This window comes from Pseudochrobactrum sp. XF203 (genome assembly GCF_020341615.1).
Lineage (GTDB): Bacteria > Pseudomonadota > Alphaproteobacteria > Rhizobiales > Rhizobiaceae > Pseudochrobactrum > Pseudochrobactrum saccharolyticum.
Window position 1 is genome coordinate 2,883,794 of record NZ_CP084392.1, and the last position, 16,344, is coordinate 2,900,137.

The 16,344-nt window shown below is 52.0% G+C and carries 16 protein-coding genes; 1 reads left to right on the top strand and 15 read right to left on the bottom strand.

All coding sequences use genetic code 11. From position 1 onward, the window contains the following. Positions 1-99 precede the first annotated feature (99 nt). The 15 genes from ftsH to LDL70_RS13205 form a co-directional block, all read right to left on the bottom strand. Positions 100-2,037, bottom strand: coding sequence for an ATP-dependent zinc metalloprotease FtsH (ftsH, locus tag LDL70_RS13135; protein WP_225685259.1), 1,938 nt, complete (start codon positions 2,035-2,037; stop codon positions 100-102). Positions 2,038-2,189: 152 nt separating this feature from the next. Next, entirely contained in the window at positions 2,190-3,644 is a 1,455-nt protein-coding gene (gene tilS / locus LDL70_RS13140; RefSeq protein WP_225685260.1) for a tRNA lysidine(34) synthetase TilS, read from the bottom strand. 25 nt (positions 3,645-3,669) lie between these two features. Further along, positions 3,670-4,644 (bottom strand): tol-pal system protein YbgF, encoded by a 975-nt coding sequence (gene ybgF / locus LDL70_RS13145; RefSeq protein WP_225685261.1) that lies wholly within the window; start codon positions 4,642-4,644, stop codon positions 3,670-3,672. A gap of 231 nt (positions 4,645-4,875) precedes the next feature. Further along, positions 4,876-5,391, bottom strand: a complete 516-nt coding sequence (gene pal, locus LDL70_RS13150) for a peptidoglycan-associated lipoprotein Pal (RefSeq protein WP_022710535.1) — start codon at positions 5,389-5,391, stop codon at positions 4,876-4,878. 336 nt (positions 5,392-5,727) lie between these two features. Further along, positions 5,728-7,038 carry a Tol-Pal system beta propeller repeat protein TolB gene (tolB, locus tag LDL70_RS13155; protein ID WP_225685262.1) on the bottom strand — a complete coding sequence of 437 codons (1,311 nt, stop codon included), beginning with the start codon at positions 7,036-7,038 and terminating at the stop codon, positions 5,728-5,730. Between the two features lie 126 nt (positions 7,039-7,164). Beyond that, on the bottom strand, positions 7,165-8,244 hold the full coding sequence (locus LDL70_RS13160; protein ID WP_225685263.1) for a hypothetical protein: 1,080 nt from the start codon (positions 8,242-8,244) through the stop codon (positions 7,165-7,167). Positions 8,245-8,251: 7 nt separating this feature from the next. Next, positions 8,252-8,701 (bottom strand): protein TolR, encoded by a 450-nt coding sequence (gene tolR, locus LDL70_RS13165; RefSeq protein ID WP_022710532.1) that lies wholly within the window; start codon positions 8,699-8,701, stop codon positions 8,252-8,254. 81 nt (positions 8,702-8,782) lie between these two features. Next, on the bottom strand, positions 8,783-9,493 hold the full coding sequence (gene tolQ / locus LDL70_RS13170; protein WP_022710531.1) for a protein TolQ: 711 nt from the start codon (positions 9,491-9,493) through the stop codon (positions 8,783-8,785). 296 nt (positions 9,494-9,789) lie between these two features. Next, positions 9,790-9,972 (bottom strand): hypothetical protein, encoded by a 183-nt coding sequence (locus tag LDL70_RS13175; RefSeq protein WP_225685264.1) that lies wholly within the window; start codon positions 9,970-9,972, stop codon positions 9,790-9,792. Positions 9,973-9,975: 3 nt separating this feature from the next. Continuing rightward, entirely contained in the window at positions 9,976-10,452 is a 477-nt protein-coding gene (gene ybgC, locus LDL70_RS13180; RefSeq protein ID WP_225685265.1) for a tol-pal system-associated acyl-CoA thioesterase, read from the bottom strand. Next, entirely contained in the window at positions 10,452-11,492 is a 1,041-nt protein-coding gene (gene ruvB, locus LDL70_RS13185) for a Holliday junction branch migration DNA helicase RuvB (protein WP_225685266.1), read from the bottom strand. Before ruvB ends, ybgC begins: the two co-directional genes overlap by 1 nt. 36 nt (positions 11,493-11,528) lie before the next feature. After that, positions 11,529-12,146: a Holliday junction branch migration protein RuvA gene (gene ruvA / locus LDL70_RS13190; RefSeq protein WP_121994086.1), complete on the bottom strand. Its 618-nt coding sequence runs from the start codon at positions 12,144-12,146 to the stop codon at positions 11,529-11,531. After that, the gene (gene ruvC, locus LDL70_RS13195) at positions 12,143-12,676 is read right to left on the bottom strand and encodes a crossover junction endodeoxyribonuclease RuvC (RefSeq protein WP_022710526.1); all 534 of its coding nucleotides are present in this window, start codon (positions 12,674-12,676) and stop codon (positions 12,143-12,145) included. The genes ruvA and ruvC overlap by 4 nt, the downstream gene beginning before the upstream one ends. 260 nt (positions 12,677-12,936) lie before the next feature. Then, positions 12,937-13,443 carry a DUF1465 family protein gene (locus LDL70_RS13200; protein ID WP_225688562.1) on the bottom strand — a complete coding sequence of 169 codons (507 nt, stop codon included), beginning with the start codon at positions 13,441-13,443 and terminating at the stop codon, positions 12,937-12,939. Positions 13,444-14,062: 619 nt separating this feature from the next. Continuing rightward, entirely contained in the window at positions 14,063-15,283 is a 1,221-nt protein-coding gene (locus LDL70_RS13205) for an OpgC family protein (protein ID WP_370637687.1), read from the bottom strand. A 394-nt stretch (positions 15,284-15,677) separates the two neighbouring features. Here LDL70_RS13205 and LDL70_RS13210 point away from each other — a divergent pair, with 394 nt between their 5' ends. Then, positions 15,678-16,343, top strand: a complete 666-nt coding sequence (locus tag LDL70_RS13210; RefSeq protein WP_022710523.1) for a thiamine phosphate synthase — start codon at positions 15,678-15,680, stop codon at positions 16,341-16,343. Position 16,344 lies beyond the last annotated feature (1 nt).

Here is a 16,344-nt window from a genome sequence, read left to right on the forward strand (position 1 = left end):
CTCCGAATGACACAGCGTGCCCGTTCAGATCAACGAAATAAAAAAACCGGGCTTTAAAAGCCCGGTTCTTATTTAACACAGTCGTTACCGGTACAAGTCTTATGCCTGTGGTTCAGGCTTCATATCCTGTCCGGCTTCCGGCTCAGCATCCGGCTTCTTGCGCGATGCACCGGCTTTAGGAACGCCCGATCCGCGCGATGAGGATGAATCATCGCCTGTATCACGGTACGGTTTCTGACCGGCGATCAGCTGTTTGATCTCTTCACCGCTCAGGGTTTCATATTCCAGCAGGCCTTCAGCAATGGCGACCCATGCATCATGCTTTTCTGTCAGAATACGGCGCGCTTCAACATAGGCATTGTCAATCAGCTCACGAACTTCCGCATCAATCAGCTGGGCTGTTGCTTCAGAAACATTCTGCGTGCGCGATACGGAATGACCCAGGAAAACCTCTTCCTGATTTTCGCCATAGGCAACATAACCGAGCTTTTCAGAAAAGCCCCAGCGGGTCACCATTGCACGGGCAAGCTTGGTTGCCTGTTCAATATCGGACGACGCACCGGATGTGATGTTTTCCTTACCAAATTTCAGCTCTTCGGCAATACGGCCACCCATCATGATTGCAAGGCGCGACACCATCCATTTATAGCTCATGGAATATTTGTCGCCTTCCGGCAGCTGCATCACCATACCCAGCGCACGACCGCGCGGAATGATGGTTGCTTTATGGACCGGATCAGCCACAGGCACATTCATCGCCACAATCGCGTGACCGGATTCGTGATAGGCGGTCAGTTCTTTTTCTGCCTGCGTCATCGCCGAAGAACGGCGTTCCGCACCCATCATGATCTTGTCTTTGGCGTCTTCAAATTCCTGCATAGTCACCAGACGTTTGTTCCGGCGTGCAGTCATCAGTGCAGCTTCATTGACGAGGTTCATCAGATCCGCACCGGAGAAACCAGGCGTACCGCGAGCCAGAACTTTCAGATCCACATTCGGTGCCAGCGGTACATTACGCACATGCACTTTGAGGATCTGTTCACGGCCGCTCACATCCGGATTAGGCACAACAACCTGACGGTCGAAACGGCCCGGACGGAGAAGCGCAGGATCAAGCACGTCAGGACGGTTGGTGGCAGCAATCAGAATAATATTCTCATTGGCTTCGAAACCATCCATCTCAACCAGCAACTGGTTCAGCGTCTGTTCGCGTTCATCATTACCACCGCCTAAGCCCGCACCACGGTGACGACCGACGGCATCGATTTCGTCGATGAAGATAATGCAAGGAGAGTTCTTTTTTGCCTGTTCAAACATATCGCGGACACGGCTTGCACCGACACCAACAAACATTTCAACAAAGTCAGAACCGGAAATTGTAAAGAACGGCACATTGGCTTCACCGGCAACAGAGCGCGCCAGCAAAGTTTTACCGGTTCCCGGAGGGCCTACGAGCAGCACACCGCGCGGAATTTTACCGCCGAGACGCTGGAATTTCTGCGGATCACGCAGGAATTCAACGATTTCTTCCAGATCTTCTTTGGCTTCGTCAACACCGGCAACATCCTGAAAGGTCACACGGCCATGCGCCTCAGTCAGAAGTTTCGCCTTGGATTTACCGAAGCCCATCGCACCGCGTGAACCGCCCTGCATCTGACGCATGAAGAAAATCCACACGCCGAGGATCAGGATCATAGGCAGCCATGACAGAAGAATACCGAACAGCGATCCCGAGCCATCGCTTTCAGGCTTTGCGGTAATCGCAACATTTTTCTCTTCAAGGCGGCCGATCAGGCTGGCATCCGAAGGGGAATAGGTCTGGAATGTCGCATTATTATCAGCATAGGAACCGACGATGCGCGGGCCGGTAATGGTGACGGATTTAACCCGTCCGCCCGATACATCTTCAATAAATTGCGAATAAGGAATCTCACGAGACGACGCGCGCTGCGCCGGACTCTGAAACAGGTTGAATAATGCAACCAGCAGGAGAGCAATGATCGCCCAGAGGGCGAAGTTGCGATAATTTGGATTCATCTCGGGTCCAATCGATTACCAACGTCTTTCCGGCTCATCTGCCGTTTTGGCGCTTTCCGGAAAAATATTCAAACCTAACATAGGTTCGATGCACGGCCTTGCCAAGGCGGTGTACAGCTTCATAAGTGATTCTTCTGCATTCTTTGCAGAATTTACCTGTAATTATGGTTGAAAGGCATGGTTAAAAGCCCTTTTACAACCTGTGCGACCTCAAAATCATGGCCGGAAAGCACCCTGTCAAAACAGGCAAGAGTGCGTTTTATCCAAACTTCAGAACTTTGCGGAACCAGACCGGACAATGCAGGAAAACCGGTCACCACCCCGTCACAAAAGACAGCCGGTGCAGCGAGCAAACTGTTGCGGTCAAAATATCCCTGTTTCCCCTCTCCTGTTCCTATCTCGTGCTGCTGCAAATAAGCAGACAACTGCTTTTCACTCAGCGCAGCAATGACAAGCGGTTCTGCTCCCTTATTGCGGATATGATAACGCCCGTCCCACAAGGCCTCTTCTTCCCTCTGCAATGGAATTACGGGCAAATTACGTCGTTCACGGCGGATAGTGGTTCCATGACGGGATTTTTCAATCACACAGCGATGCAGGGTTTTCCTTTGTTTGGTCGGTATTGAAGGTTTATCAAGCCAGTTGGTAAGCTCAGCACAATCCCGCAGTGCCGGTAAAAAAGCCTGCCCGCCGATAGCAGCCAGCAAATAGCCCAGTGTCAGCGGGATAATATCCCGATCTGATGCGTCCCATCCGGCAGGTAAAAACAAACTGTCACCGGCAAGCAGCCTGATCTGGCTGTTTTCCTGTTTCAACAAATCAGCCACGCGGTGATTATCTGCACGTCTTTGCACTGCTGCGGCATCAACGGCCTGCAACAAAGCTGGCTTATCCAGCATTTTCGCAACCTGTCTCACCCGCGGGCGCTCATAGGCGGGATTCTCATTGCTCGGATCATCCACCCAGCGAATATTTTGTGCTGATAAAAAACCTCTCAGCTCATCCCGCCAGATATCCAGCAACGGGCGGCACAGCAGAACCTTCGTTTGCAACAGAGTTTGCACAGCCATAGCGGCAAGCCCGCGCTCAGCTCCGGCAAGACCAGCTGCCAAGCCTTCTCTTTCCCGACGCATCAGATATGTCTCGACCTGATCGTCAGCCGTATGTCCTGTCAGAATAATAGCGGCCTTATGCTGGCATGCAGCCTGTACCAGCAGATGATAGCGTGCAGAACGGGCAGCAGACGCAAGACCGCTCACAGGCTTTTCGCCGGTCCAGCACAAAATCTGATGCGCAATGCCGATATTCTTACAAAACTCAGCAACACCTGCCGCTTCATCAGCAGATTCCGCGCGTAGTTTGTGATCGACAGTCACCGCTACCAAGCGGCATTCCGGTAATCTTTGTTGTAAATAAAGTCTGGCCACTAGCAGCAAAGCCAGAGAGTCGCTGCCGCCTGAAACCGCAACAATCATCACCGACGGATGCTGCCCCGCCAGCGCATTATCAAAGCCTGCAAAAATTCGCGGCAGAAAATCCGGCATTAGCGTAGCGGTGCCACCGTCTGAAATTGCCGTCTTCGCAGCATTCACATCCGTGCCCTGCATCCGGCGTCAGCCCCCTGTGCCATATTTATGAGCAGCGGTTCAGTTTACGCTCTTCATCCGCACGTTTCAGCACTGCCGGAGCGGCTGAAGGGAAACGACTGCTGATTTTTGCCAGCGTCGCACAGGCAACTTCACGGTCATTCAGCTTGGCCATAGCCATACCGAGTTTCAGCATATTCTCCGCACCGCGTTTGGAATCAGGAAAATCCCGCTGATTGTCGATGAAAACCGTAGCTGATTCCGCAAAACGATCCTGTCCGTACAGCGCTTCACCCAGCCAGTAACGGGCATCTGATGTCATCGGATCGGCCGGATAGCGGTCGATATGCGCACGAAATGCCACTTCTGCCGAGCGGTAATCACCGGCAAGAATAAACTGATAGGCGGCATTATAAAGTTCGTTGGGATTGTCGGTCTGCGGCAGGGAAACCGTCTGCTGTGCCGGTTCGTCACTCAGGCTGCCGCCGATTACATTGCCACTGGAATCAAAGCGGATAGAGCCGAGCGCACGCGGAGCCTGCGATGTGACTGTAACCGGCGTTTGCTGACCAGTAGCAACGGAAGCGGCGGAATTATCTGTATTGGCATCCTGTGCAGGCTGGAAATCAGATGAATCCTGAGCGGTGTTGTCATTATCCGCACTCGCCGAAGCCGTCTGGCGCGCTTCCTTATCTGCTGAAGCACCGTCAGAGGATACAGCGGCAGAATCTGCCGCCGCTGTTTGTGTGGATTGATCAGAACCGGCGTCGGCCTTTTTCTTTTTTTCCAGCTCTTCAAAGCGGAATTCATTATCTTCCTGAATTTTACGCATCTGCTCCTGCATCTGCAAAATCTGGAAGTTCATTTCTTCAAGCTTGCCGGTCAGGTCACGAACCTGCTCCTGCAACTGAATTACCCGCTGATCACTGGCCTGAGCAAAGGCTGTAGTTCCGCCCGTTGCCATAGCCAGCAGCGGCAGCAAACTGACAGCCAGAGCCAGTCTTTTCATCGCTTTCTTCATTCGCAATACCTCATGCGCCCGAATTCTGTTCCAAGGGTCATCATCACATTCTCAGATGGACCGGTTCAATCTTTATAATCTCAGTTGAAATGGTGCAATTGAGTGCGGCCAAATTTTGGCTTTTATGTTCAAACTGAAAAAAGCGACCCTGAGGCCGCTTTTCCCATAAGTCTGTGTCTTTTTTATCGCGCAATTGTTACGAGCAGCGAAAAATGACATTTTAGCTGCAGATTAGCTGCCGGCACCGTTCAGAACGGTTACTGCACGGCGGTTCTGCGACCAGCAGGAAATATTGTCGCAAACTGCAACCGGGCGTTCCTTACCGTAGGAAACGGTGCGCATACGGTTAACCGGCACGCCGCGGGAAGCCAGATAATCACGGGCAGCAGCAGCACGACGCTGGCCAAGTGCCAGGTTGTACTCGCGTGTACCGCGTTCATCCGAGTGACCTTCAACAGTGATCGAATAGTTCGGATAGCGGGCCAGCCACTGAGCCTGACGGGACAATGTCTGCTGTGCGTCAGCGCGGATCACGGAGCTATCGAGATCGAAGAACACGCGGTCACCGACATTCACGGTGAAGTCCTGTGCGGAACCGGCAACAGCACCATTGGCACCCATGCCGTTCAGACCAAGATCACCTGCATTGTTCGGCAGGTTTTTCTTGTTGGCGCAACCGGCTACGGCAAGCGACAGGAAAAGGGCAACAGCAAACGGGCTGCGGGCAATCGACTGGGAACGGCGCATGGCCCGTACTCCTTAAGAATAATGCGTTTACATGATGTATGACTAACCAGATGATTAATCATATTGAGGTTAAAAACCGTTCAAATAACATGGTTAATTGTTACTTAATCAGCATAAAAACTCAAGATTTCTCCGTCAAAAATCCGTTTTTCGGTTCATTCACAGAGACAGTTTCAAGTGGTTCTTCCCTGATTTCAAAGCGAACCATTTATCGGCAACCTAGAAAGCAATGCGGCAAAAACACGGCTTGTTATCACAAAAGCCTGATTTGACTAAAGCATCAGCCCTCAAAAATAAGCTCTGTGTCCTATTCAGCACACAGAGCTTATCTCAAACTTAATTCAGCAATGGCGACCATGCCGGATCAGAAGCCGCATTCGGCGTCTGGATCTGACGTTCATTGCGGCCGGTCAGATCAATCGTGTAGAGACGGGATGAACCGCCGCTTTCACGGAAGAACATCAGAACACGGCCGTTCGGTGCCCATGTCGGACCTTCATTATGGAAGCCGCTTGTCAGCAGGCGCTCACCCGAACCATCGGTTTTCATCACGCCGATCGAGAACTGACCACCGGACTGTTTGGTAAAGGCAATCAGATCGCCGCGCGGTGACCAGACCGGTGTCGAATAGCTGCCGTTACCGAAAGAAACGCGCTGCGGGTTGGAGCCGTCAGCACCCATCACATAAATCTGCTGGCGACCGCCACGATCGGATTCAAATACGATCTTGGAACCATCCGGCGAATAGGATGCCGAGGTATCAATGGCCTGACTGCTGGTCAGACGGGTGGTTGTGCGCGAACGCAGATCCATCGTGTAAATATTGGCGCTACCATCATCCTGCAGCAGGCTCATCACCACTTTCTGACCATCAGGAGAAAAGCGTGGTGCAATCGTCATGCCCGGGAAATTACCGACCAGTTCCTGCTGTCCTGTTTCCAGCTGCAGCAGATAAACGCGCGGACGGTCACCGGCAAAAGACATATATGTGATTTCCTGACGGCTTGGTGAGAAGCGCGGTGTCAGCACCAGATCTTTACCATTCGAAAGATAACGCACATTCGCGCCGTCCTGATCCATGATCGCCAGACGCTTGACGCGTTTCTGCGCACTGCCGGACTCATCAACAAACACGATACGTGTATCGAAATAGCCTTTTTCACCGGTCAGGCGCTCATAAATCGCATCGGCGATAATATGGGCAACGCGACGCTTGTTTTCCGGTGTTGTGAAAAATTGCTGGCCTGCAAGCTGCTGTCCGGCAAAAGTATCCCACAGACGGAACTCAGCTTTCAGACGGCCATCCGGCTGCTTGGTCACGCGGCCGGTAACCAGTGCCTGCGCATTGATGACTTTCCAGTCTTCAAAACGCGGTGCCACATCCGGATTGCTGATTTTTTCAATGAATGCTTTTTTGTCGATCGGCGCAAAAAGGCCGGAACGCTCAAGATCCGCAGCGATGATAGAGGTAATTTCCGCACCCAGCGCATCACCGGACAAGAAGTCGGTCAGAGCAATCGGCAGCGGGTCAACATTACCCTTGTTAATATTTACTTCCACAACGGCGCGTGCAGGCAGCACCGCAGCCGTGCTCACTGCCGCAGCGACAGCGAGAACTGAAAATAAGGTTTTAAACAGTGTTTTCATGATGGCGTGGACCTCGTTTGTCCTGATCATATTTGGTTCTGTGAGACGTCTCACATGCTTTGATATTGAAGAGCTTCACAGAAAGCCCCTGAAACCGGCGCTACGCAGCGCCGGTCCGTATTCCGTTTAGAACATTTCGCTCGGGTCAAAATTCACGATGACCGTCGCCCAGGTTTCATATTTATCCCGTGGCAGATTGTAAGGCGCTGCACGCATTACCGCACGCCGCGCACTGTCTGCTGCCGCACGGCCAACGATAGAATCGCCGCCTGTATAAGTGACTTCCGGCGAGCCGTTAATCGAGCCGTCTTCGTTCAGCTGCATCTTAACGGTAATACGCAAATCAGCGGCATCGGCCACACCCGAAGGGATACTCCATTTGTCGCTGATCTGACCTTTCAGAGCATCCATTTCCGTCTGGCTGAGTTTAGCTCCGCCGGTCGTTTTCTTGGCACCAAAGGCTTCCTTGTCGGTAGAGCGTTTAGCTCCGCCACCTGCAGATTTCTCACGGTTCAAAAGAACGGCAACCTCGTCAGCCTTTGCATCTTTATCTTTCGACGTATTCTGCGCGGTTGAGCTTGGCTTTTCCGGTTTCTTCTCGTCTTTTTTCTTATCCTCAGCCTTGGCCGTTTCCGTTGGTTGCGGTTTCGGTTTGGCTTCCGGCGCCGGAACACGATCCGGCAATTTGACTTCTTCAGCCTGTTCCGGCTGCTGCGCAATTGCTTCCGCAACAGGATCCGGCTTCACCTCAGCCTTTGGTTCCGGCTTCGGCTCCACTTTTGGCTCCGGCGGCTTTACCGGTTCAGGCGGTTTAACCGGCTCCGGTTTTGGTTCCGGCTTGTTTTCCTGTACAGGCTCCGGCTTTTCAGCCGGTTTTTCCGCAGGTTTGGCCGCTTCTGCGGTTTCAACAGGCTTCGGCTTTTCATTCGGCATCGGCGGCGTCTTCAGATCAAGCTCGCTGTCGCCGGCATTTTCCGCCTGCTCAACCGTTTTCGGCTTAGTCGTTGGTTTTGGTGCTGCTTTTTCCGCTTTCGGCGCTTTTTTATCGCCCTGCTGTACCTGTGAAATATCTTCAATCGGTACAATATCGACAGGGAAGGATTCAGTATCAGTCATGTCAAAAGGCTTCGGCGAAGAGAACGAGAATAGTCCCCAGCCGATAATGACCACATGGATGAGTGTTGAGGAAGTCAGACCTGCCTTCATGATGGCGTCAGCTATCCTGCTCCTGGAGGGTCACCAGACCGATATTCTTGAAACCGGCAGCGGAAATACGTGACATCACTTTCATCACAGTACCGTAATCGGCATTTTTATCGCCACGCACAAAAACGCGCTCTTCATAGCCGGTTTTGGCGATAGCTTCGAGTTTCGGCACCACTTCTGCAATGTCGATCTCGGTTTCCTGCAAATAGACCTGCCCCTTGTCATTCACGGATACGGTAATCGGCTGAGTATCGGCATTCAGCGCCTTAGCCTGCGTATCCGGCAGATCAATCGGCACACCGGAGGTGAGCAGCGGTGCGGACACCATGAAGATAATCAGCAGCACCAGCATCACGTCCACGAAAGGTGTGATGTTGATTTCGCTCATCGGAGCCTTCTTGCCGCCGCGTCTGCGACGACCGCCTGCTCCGCCCTGACTTCCTAATGACATACCCATATCTGGAACCTTCCGGCCTTAATCTTTTGACCTGATATCCGGCCTGAATTTAAAACGACTGACGCACACAAACCGGATAATTTATCCGCGCGGCGTCAGCTTCTCATCAATTTGTCGCGACAGTATGGCCGAAAACTCATCGGCAAAACCTTCCATACGTGCGGTAATTTTTGCCGAGTCTGCGGTCAGCTTGTTATAGGCAATAACCGCAGGAATAGCGGCCAGAAGACCAATCGCCGTTGCAAGCAATGCTTCCGCAATACCCGGCGCCACAACGGCAAGGCTGGTATTTTTAGAAGCGGCAATCGCCATAAACGAGGTCATAATACCGACAACGGTACCGAACAGACCGATAAATGGTGCGGATGTACCAATGGTGGCCAGAAAACCGAGGCGTGATTCCAGCTTGTCGTTTTCACGCGCCAAGGCCACATCCATAGCTTTTTCGATACGCATCTGCAACGCAATCGGGGAACGGGCACCTTTTTCGAAAGACTTTTTCCATTCGCGCATCGCTGCCATGAAAATGGCGCTCATGCCGGTGGTACGGCGTTCACCGAGATTGCGGTATAATTCTTCCAGAGACTGGCCGGACCAGAAAACCTGCTCAAAACGCTCAATCGCACTTGTTGCACGGCGATAGGCCAGTGTCTTGTCGACGATAATCGCCCATGTCCAGATTGAGGCAGCCAGCAAGCCCAGCATGACCAGTTTCACAACCCAGTTGGCCTGCATGAACAGTCCCCAGAGACTGACATCAGCTGTATGTGCTGCAATGGGTAGCGTTTCCATTTGTCACCTGTCCTCGAATCCAAACGCCCGGCTCATCACCGGGCGGCAAAAGCAAAACGGTTCACCGCGCAATTTCTGCGCAACCGTTTCGATCTGTTGTTACCTTAAGCGGTCCGGATGCATTGTTTGCCTGCACGGCCCGCCGAATTGCTTTGCGCCGTATCTGCATAGTGCCGGACACAATCTTGTGCATGACCGGCTGTTTTGCTTTTTACGGTTAATTTTGGTGAAAGGAAGGCGACAGGCAGATTCATGCCCTCACCTCTCCGTCTTGGACTAAAGATGAACTATTATGGTTAAAGATAAGTTAGGATTCGCACTATTGCGGGCAATTTTACGTGCGGCGCCTGATTTTCCGGTGCCGGTTTTTGAGCCAGCACCACATTCAGCACTGCCTGCGCGATCACACCCGATTTTTGAAATGCCGCAGGATTATGCCCGTCCAATTGTCCCAGTTTGACGATGAAGGCATTTGCCAAAAGTTAAGCTGTAAACAGCGCTTTCCACTCTTTGGGCATCCGTTTCGGGCGACCCTGCTTATTAATCAATGCCGCTTCGACCTGTGCTTCAATCAGAAGCTCACCATTTTTGCGCTGAATGCGCTGGCGCATTGTCACCCGCGCACCGGAAGCTTCAGTCACGCAAGTCTCAATCACCAGCATATCATCAATGCGGGCAGGCAAACGGAAATCAATCTCCATGCGCCGCACGATCCAGACAATCGGTTCGCCAAGCTGCCCCTCTTCCAGCTGTGTATGATGCACACCTTTGAGGCGCAAAAAATCGGTGCGGCCGCGCTCCAGAAACTCCAGATAACGGGCATGATAAACCACGCCGGAAAAATCCGTATCGGCATAATAGACCCGCGCCAGCAACCGGTGTCCTTCCGATGTCAGCGTGCCATTAATCACTTCAGATTCAGCTGCGCTTAAATCGTCTGGAGCTGTTATATCCGGCATCAGGCTTCGTCCTCAAACAGGGTGATCTGCCGTGCAGCCAGATCTGTCGGTGCCGTCAGTCCCAGATGCTGCCATGCAAGTGCTGTCAACACACGACCGCGCGGTGTGCGTTGCAAAAAACCCTGCTGGATCAGATAGGGTTCAATAATATCTTCAATCGCATCACGCGGTTCAGACAGACCAGCGGCAATCGTCTCAATCCCCACAGGTCCGCCGCCAAAATTGCGTGCAATCATATTGAGATAACGGCGATCCAGCTGATCGAGACCAATATTATCCACCTCGAGGCGGATCAGCGCCTCATCGGCGATCTTCGCATCCACAATGTCTGCTTTTGCTACCAGCGCAAAGTCACGGACACGACGCAGCAAACGCCCTGCAATACGCGGTGTTCCCCGTGCACGACGCGCAATCTCGCGTGCACCATCATCAGAAATATTCAGCTGCATCAGCCGCGCACCACGGCGCACAATATATTCCAGCTCATCAACCGTATAGAAATTCAGCCGTACCGGAATACCGAAACGGTCGCGCAAAGGCGTGGTCAGAAGACCGAGACGGGTTGTCGCTGCCACCAGCGTGAATTTCGCCAGATCAATCTTGACGGAGCGTGCCGCAGGCCCCTCGCCGATAATCAGATCGAGCTGATAATCTTCCATCGCCGGATAGAGAATTTCTTCCACCGCAGGGCTGAGACGATGAATTTCGTCGATAAACAGCACATCGCGGTCTTCAAGATTGGTGAGCAATGCCGCCAGATCACCGGCTTTGGCAATCACCGGCCCTGAAGTAGAGCGGAAATTAACCCCGAGTTCCTTGGACATAATCTGCGCCAATGTGGTTTTGCCCAAGCCGGGAGGGCCGACAAACAACACATGATCCAGAGCCTCACCACGGGTTTTGGCTGCTTCGATAAAAATTTTCAGATTAGCGCGTGCTGCCGCCTGACCGACAAAATCATCAAGGCTTTGCGGGCGCAAAGCCGTGTCCGTATCCTCCCCGCGCTTTTGCGCAGAAATCAGACGATTTTCATCACTCATCAGTTACACCCGCATTCATTTTCTCAGGCGACGTTTTTATCGCGCCAGTTCCTTCAATCCAAGCCGGATCAGCTTGGCAGAATCTGCATCTTCTCCGGCCTCGCGCAAGGCACTGGCCACCGCATTGGCAGCCTGATCGCGTGAATAGCCAAGATTACTCAGCGCGGAAACCGCATCACTTACTGCAGTGGAAGCCACACCCTCACCGATTTCCTGCTTCAGCCCGATATTGGCCGCAGCATCACCGGCAAATGCAGGTGCCTTATTCTTCAGCTCCGTCACAATGCGTTCGGCTACTTTTTTACCGACACCCGGCGCACGGGACACCATAGCAATATCACGCAAAGCAATGGCATTGGCGAGTTCAGACGGCGTTAATGTGCCCAGCACTGCCAGTGCCACTTTGGCACCAACGCCCTGTACATTCTGCAACAGCCGGAACCACTCACGCTCCAATGCCGTGCCGAAACCGTAAAGCCGCAGCACATCTTCACGCACATAGGTCTCAATCAGCAGAATTGCCGCTTCACCCGCTGAAGGCAGATTGCCCAGCGTGCGCGCAGAACAGAAAGCCACATAGCCGACCCCATGCACATCAAGAATGACGTGATCGTCAGCAATTTCATCGACAACACCTTTCAGTTTCCCGATCATGATATGGCTGCAATCCTCCCGCTTTTCTTCAGTTCTGCCAGATTATACAGGCTGTGCCGGTTATGGGCATGACAAATGGCAATCGCCAGCGCATCCGCCGCATCGCTGGTATCAAAGCTCGCACGCGGCATCAGCACTTTGACCATCATATGAATTTGCTGTTTTTCACCGTGGCCGACACCGATAACGGATTTTTTCACCGCATTCGGCGCATATTCAGCCACACGCAGTCCGGCCTGTGCCGGTACCAGCAGCGCAATACCGCGCGCCTGCCCCAGCTTCAGCGTAGCGCCTGCATCTTTATTGACGAATGTATGTTCAACAGCCGCTTCATCCGGCATCATCTGATGCAGAACAGCGCTCAATCCTTCATGCAACTGGCATAAACGCGAGGCAAGATCCATTTTATCGTCAGAGGTGACAGTTCCCGCTGCAATAAAATGCAGGGAATTACCCATGGACTCAATCACGCCCCAGCCGGTGCGGCGCAAGCCCGGATCAATACCAATAATGCGAATCGCCTGTTTCATATGCTGACCTTACCTTGTGTAAGGTGCATTCAACAATCAAAATGTGAACAAAATGGAAACATCGCAATTTTACGACGGGAGAAGATGCCAAAGCGTGTCTGGCTCAAATGGATTCATCCAGCGTCAGCGAACATGCGACAATTAAATGAAACCAGAGCGTGTGTATTTAATCATAGCCACTGCGCCGCTCTGTCTTTTTGTTTTACGCATGTCGTTATCGGAAAACCGGTTCCCACTTTTCCGCGACATGCTCCGGCAGATCAATTACTGCCAAATGCTGTGCGCAACAGAATGATCTGATCCGAAACCGGATTACCCTTGCACTCAACCAGTTCACGGATCGGCTGGTGATAGCTGTCACCATCCATGCAACGCACGCGGTCCTGAAGATGCAGCGAATGCGCAATCATATCGCGGAAAGCCTGCGGCAGTTCTTTCCAGCCTGCGGTATTTTCACCGGCAGAATGAGTTTCCAGACTGACCTTTGCCTTCTCTTTTGCCACCATTTCGCGCGGCATATCGCCGGAACGGCTGGCACGCAGCAGCAAAAGCCAGGAGGCAATATGCATCAGACGCGAGGTCAGACGCATGGATTCAGCGGCATAAAGTGTTGCAGCCTTGTGAGACAGGGAACGCGCAGCGTCTTTCCCCTTACCGTCAAGATAAGCGGCGGCTTCTTCCACCAGCGCCATACCTTCACTGTAAAGCGGTTTGAAACTGTCTGAAAACACCATACGCTCCGACAGACGGATCATATTATCCGGCATTCTGTTTTCGCTGCGATGTGTATGTTCCATCATCTTGTTCTGCTCACTGGCAACTGCAGTTCACTGAAACGCAGTTGTAATTTTTGACAAGCATTCCGACCACATAAGGCACCGTATTTTCTCCGGTTTATAACCGGCCAAACAGGCGAATCCCCTCGTGTCAGGCTGCACTTCACTCGTTTGCATCACAAAGCGTGATCGTAAAAAACCGTTTGGCTATGGCCTATCCAAGCAAAATGCACGCTCATACACGCTCGCGCAATAATATGGTTAAAGAAAGATGAATTGTGATTTTGTGCTTGCCAGAACAAATAATGCTATCCAGACAAATAAAGTCAACCTGTTCAGATAGTTAAGCAGAATCGCCCGTATTCTCCGGCAAGAACAACGCCTGCCCGCTGATTTTCGCGGAAGTGCTTTATCCACAAAGCGGCTCTCACTGCGGATAAACAAAGCAGGTCCGGAAATAAAAAAAGAGCCGCAAAAGCGGCTCTCAGAAGTTTAACAGGGAGGCGTCATACAGAGGGACCAAGTCCACTCGGTAAGAATCCGGCAAAACCGGATAGCCTTATATTCTTTTGTTAACTTTAATATTTGGTTAATGCGGTTTCTATCACTTTCAAGACACAGGAACCGAACGCGGCTTCACAGCTATAGGAGCTGGCTTCCGGCTTTCTGCCACCCGTGCGGATCTTGCGATTTCCGGCACAGGGCTTTTCGAAACTGCTTTGCCTTTCCAGCCGATGCGCGGCAGCCATTCCAGATAATAGACCAGCGCAAATTGAGCCATAATACCGCCCGCAATCAGCAAAGTGTCAAAGGACAGGCTCACCGGATAAACATGACGCAGCGCCTGACCAACCATCGCCAGAATAGTACCGGCTACAAAAACCGGCAGCGAATGTTTACCCAGCAAGGCCAGCGGATGGTTCATATCAAGACGGGCTTTTTCCGACAGCGCAGGAATACCGGCAATCACATAGGCAAGCGCCAGCACATGCAACAAACGGGTTGCCGAGAGATAGGTCTTGTCAAAACCGGTCAGCACCGCAGGCAGGCCAAAGGAAATATCCCAGTTCGGATGCGGGACACGCAGCCACAGCAGGGAGAAAACCAGATAACCGATCGCCGCAATCATCAGCGGACGGTTCTGATCAAAGCGGCCGCCCTGCTTCACATAGGTCATCGCACCAATACCGATGGCGAACAGAAACTGCCACGACAGCGGATTAAGGAACCACACGCCCTGTGTCGGATAATTCACCGGCGCAATATGATAATAGCCGGACAGAAACCAGATCGAACCGGAAATCGTCAGCATCAGCGAAATGCTGATCCGCGACAGATAAAGCATGACCGGCGCAAACAGCATCAGTACCAAATAGAGCGACAGAATATTATTATAGCCGAGCTGGTGGCCAAGCGTGGCCAGACCGACAAAAGCCTGTGCAGGCTGTTCCATCACAGTTTTGATATTGATCATTTCCAGCATTTCCGGCCGTTTCATATAAATTGCCGTAAAACCGAAAATCGCCAGTGTGATGAGCGTTGTCATCATCTGCGCCATATAAAGCGTCATCGACCGGCGTGCCATTTTCAATGACAGCAGCAGGCGATTGCCTTCAACAAATTTGGAACTATAGGCAAGCGCAACAGCCAGACCGGAAATCAGCACAAAAGCTTCCGCAGAATCGGAAAAACCGAATTCGCGATGCGTGAATTTCTCATAAATTGTGCCCGGAACATGGTTGATGAAAATCGTCAGCAATGCCAGCGCCCTGAAAACATCAAGACGCGTATCGCGCATTTTCACCATCTGTCCTGCATTATGTATTGTCATTGCCAGCCTGCCTTTTGCCTGACTTGCCTGAATGTTTTCATCTCTCAAGAAGCGAAAACATGTCCTGCAGACAGTTTTTGTCTGCATACAACAATACGACTCAAATGGGACACGAAAGCGGCTAAGCTACTGCTTACCCCCATCACATTATTTTCCAGAACTAAACAAAACGACAATGTCAATAAGTTGTTAGCATCAAGATCGAAGGGAAATTCGGGGAAAAAGGACAGCGCTCCGATGTTTTTGCACCTGTCTTTAAAAACCGCGTTATCTTTTGGCAAATATGCTCTAAACAGAAGATAATGACCGGTATATTGCATATTTTACACTGTGCAATTCCCGAACTTTGCCATTTTTATGGGCTATTGGCGCCCGCTCAATGAGGCTTTATCTGATGAAATTTCCTGCAAACCGTCCGCGTCTGGTGCTGGTTGTCCCTTCTCCTTCTTCGGAAGAGCATACGGCAGATACGCTGCTTGCCACGCTGGATAAAGCCCTGACTGCAGGCGACATTGCCAGCGTCATTCTCGACAACGGGAAAACCGACGAGGCATCCTTTCAGGCTTTTGCAACATTGGCCGTTGGCAAAATTCAGGCAGCAGGCGCCGCAGCCATTATTCTGAACGACACCCGCACTGCCGGTCGTGTCAGCGCAGACGGCGTGCATATTGAAGGCTCTCTGGCCGATATTGCAGATGCTGTTGAGCGCTATACGCCGAAAATGATCGTCGGCACCGGCAATGTGAAAGAGCGCCACACAGCGCTGGAAGTCGGTGAGTTGCAGCCGGATTATATGTTCTTCGGCAAAATCGGTGCCGATACCAAACCGGAAGCCCATCCGCGCAATCTTTCACTGGCTGAATGGTGGGCGGCAATGGTCGAGATTCCGGCTATTTTGCAGGCTGGTGCAAAACTGGATGATCTCGCGGCTTGTTTTGCCACACATGCAGAATTTATCGCATTGGGTACGGCTGTGTTTTCCGCAGAAGATCCTGCACAGGTTATTGCCGATGCAAACCGCCAGCTCGATGAGATGAGCGCGGCTGAGACTGAAGAGTAAC

What these genes read in the sequence shown, in the direction of transcription:
- ybgC (WP_225685265.1), bottom strand. Translation starts at nt 10,452, where the DNA reads ATGCCGGATATAACAGCTCCAGACGATTTAAGCGCAGCTGAATCTGAA.
- tilS (WP_225685260.1), bottom strand. Translation starts at nt 3,644, where the DNA reads ATGCAGGGCACGGATGTGAATGCTGCGAAGACGGCAATTTCAGACGGT.
- ftsH (WP_225685259.1), bottom strand. Translation starts at nt 2,037, where the DNA reads ATGAATCCAAATTATCGCAACTTCGCCCTCTGGGCGATCATTGCTCTC.
- LDL70_RS13200 (WP_225688562.1), bottom strand. Translation starts at nt 13,443, where the DNA reads ATGCCGGATAATATGATCCGTCTGTCGGAGCGTATGGTGTTTTCAGAC.
- ruvC (WP_022710526.1), bottom strand. Translation starts at nt 12,676, where the DNA reads ATGAAACAGGCGATTCGCATTATTGGTATTGATCCGGGCTTGCGCCGC.
- LDL70_RS13160 (WP_225685263.1), bottom strand. Translation starts at nt 8,244, where the DNA reads ATGAAGGCAGGTCTGACTTCCTCAACACTCATCCATGTGGTCATTATC.
- pal (WP_022710535.1), bottom strand. Translation starts at nt 5,391, where the DNA reads ATGCGCCGTTCCCAGTCGATTGCCCGCAGCCCGTTTGCTGTTGCCCTT.
- LDL70_RS13210 (WP_022710523.1), top strand. Translation starts at nt 15,678, where the DNA reads ATGAAATTTCCTGCAAACCGTCCGCGTCTGGTGCTGGTTGTCCCTTCT.
- ruvB (WP_225685266.1), bottom strand. Translation starts at nt 11,492, where the DNA reads ATGAGTGATGAAAATCGTCTGATTTCTGCGCAAAAGCGCGGGGAGGAT.
- tolR (WP_022710532.1), bottom strand. Translation starts at nt 8,701, where the DNA reads ATGGGTATGTCATTAGGAAGTCAGGGCGGAGCAGGCGGTCGTCGCAGA.
- tolQ (WP_022710531.1), bottom strand. Translation starts at nt 9,493, where the DNA reads ATGGAAACGCTACCCATTGCAGCACATACAGCTGATGTCAGTCTCTGG.
- ruvA (WP_121994086.1), bottom strand. Translation starts at nt 12,146, where the DNA reads ATGATCGGGAAACTGAAAGGTGTTGTCGATGAAATTGCTGACGATCAC.
- ybgF (WP_225685261.1), bottom strand. Translation starts at nt 4,644, where the DNA reads ATGAAGAAAGCGATGAAAAGACTGGCTCTGGCTGTCAGTTTGCTGCCG.
- tolB (WP_225685262.1), bottom strand. Translation starts at nt 7,038, where the DNA reads ATGAAAACACTGTTTAAAACCTTATTTTCAGTTCTCGCTGTCGCTGCG.
- LDL70_RS13205 (WP_370637687.1), bottom strand. Translation starts at nt 15,283, where the DNA reads ATGACAATACATAATGCAGGACAGATGGTGAAAATGCGCGATACGCGT.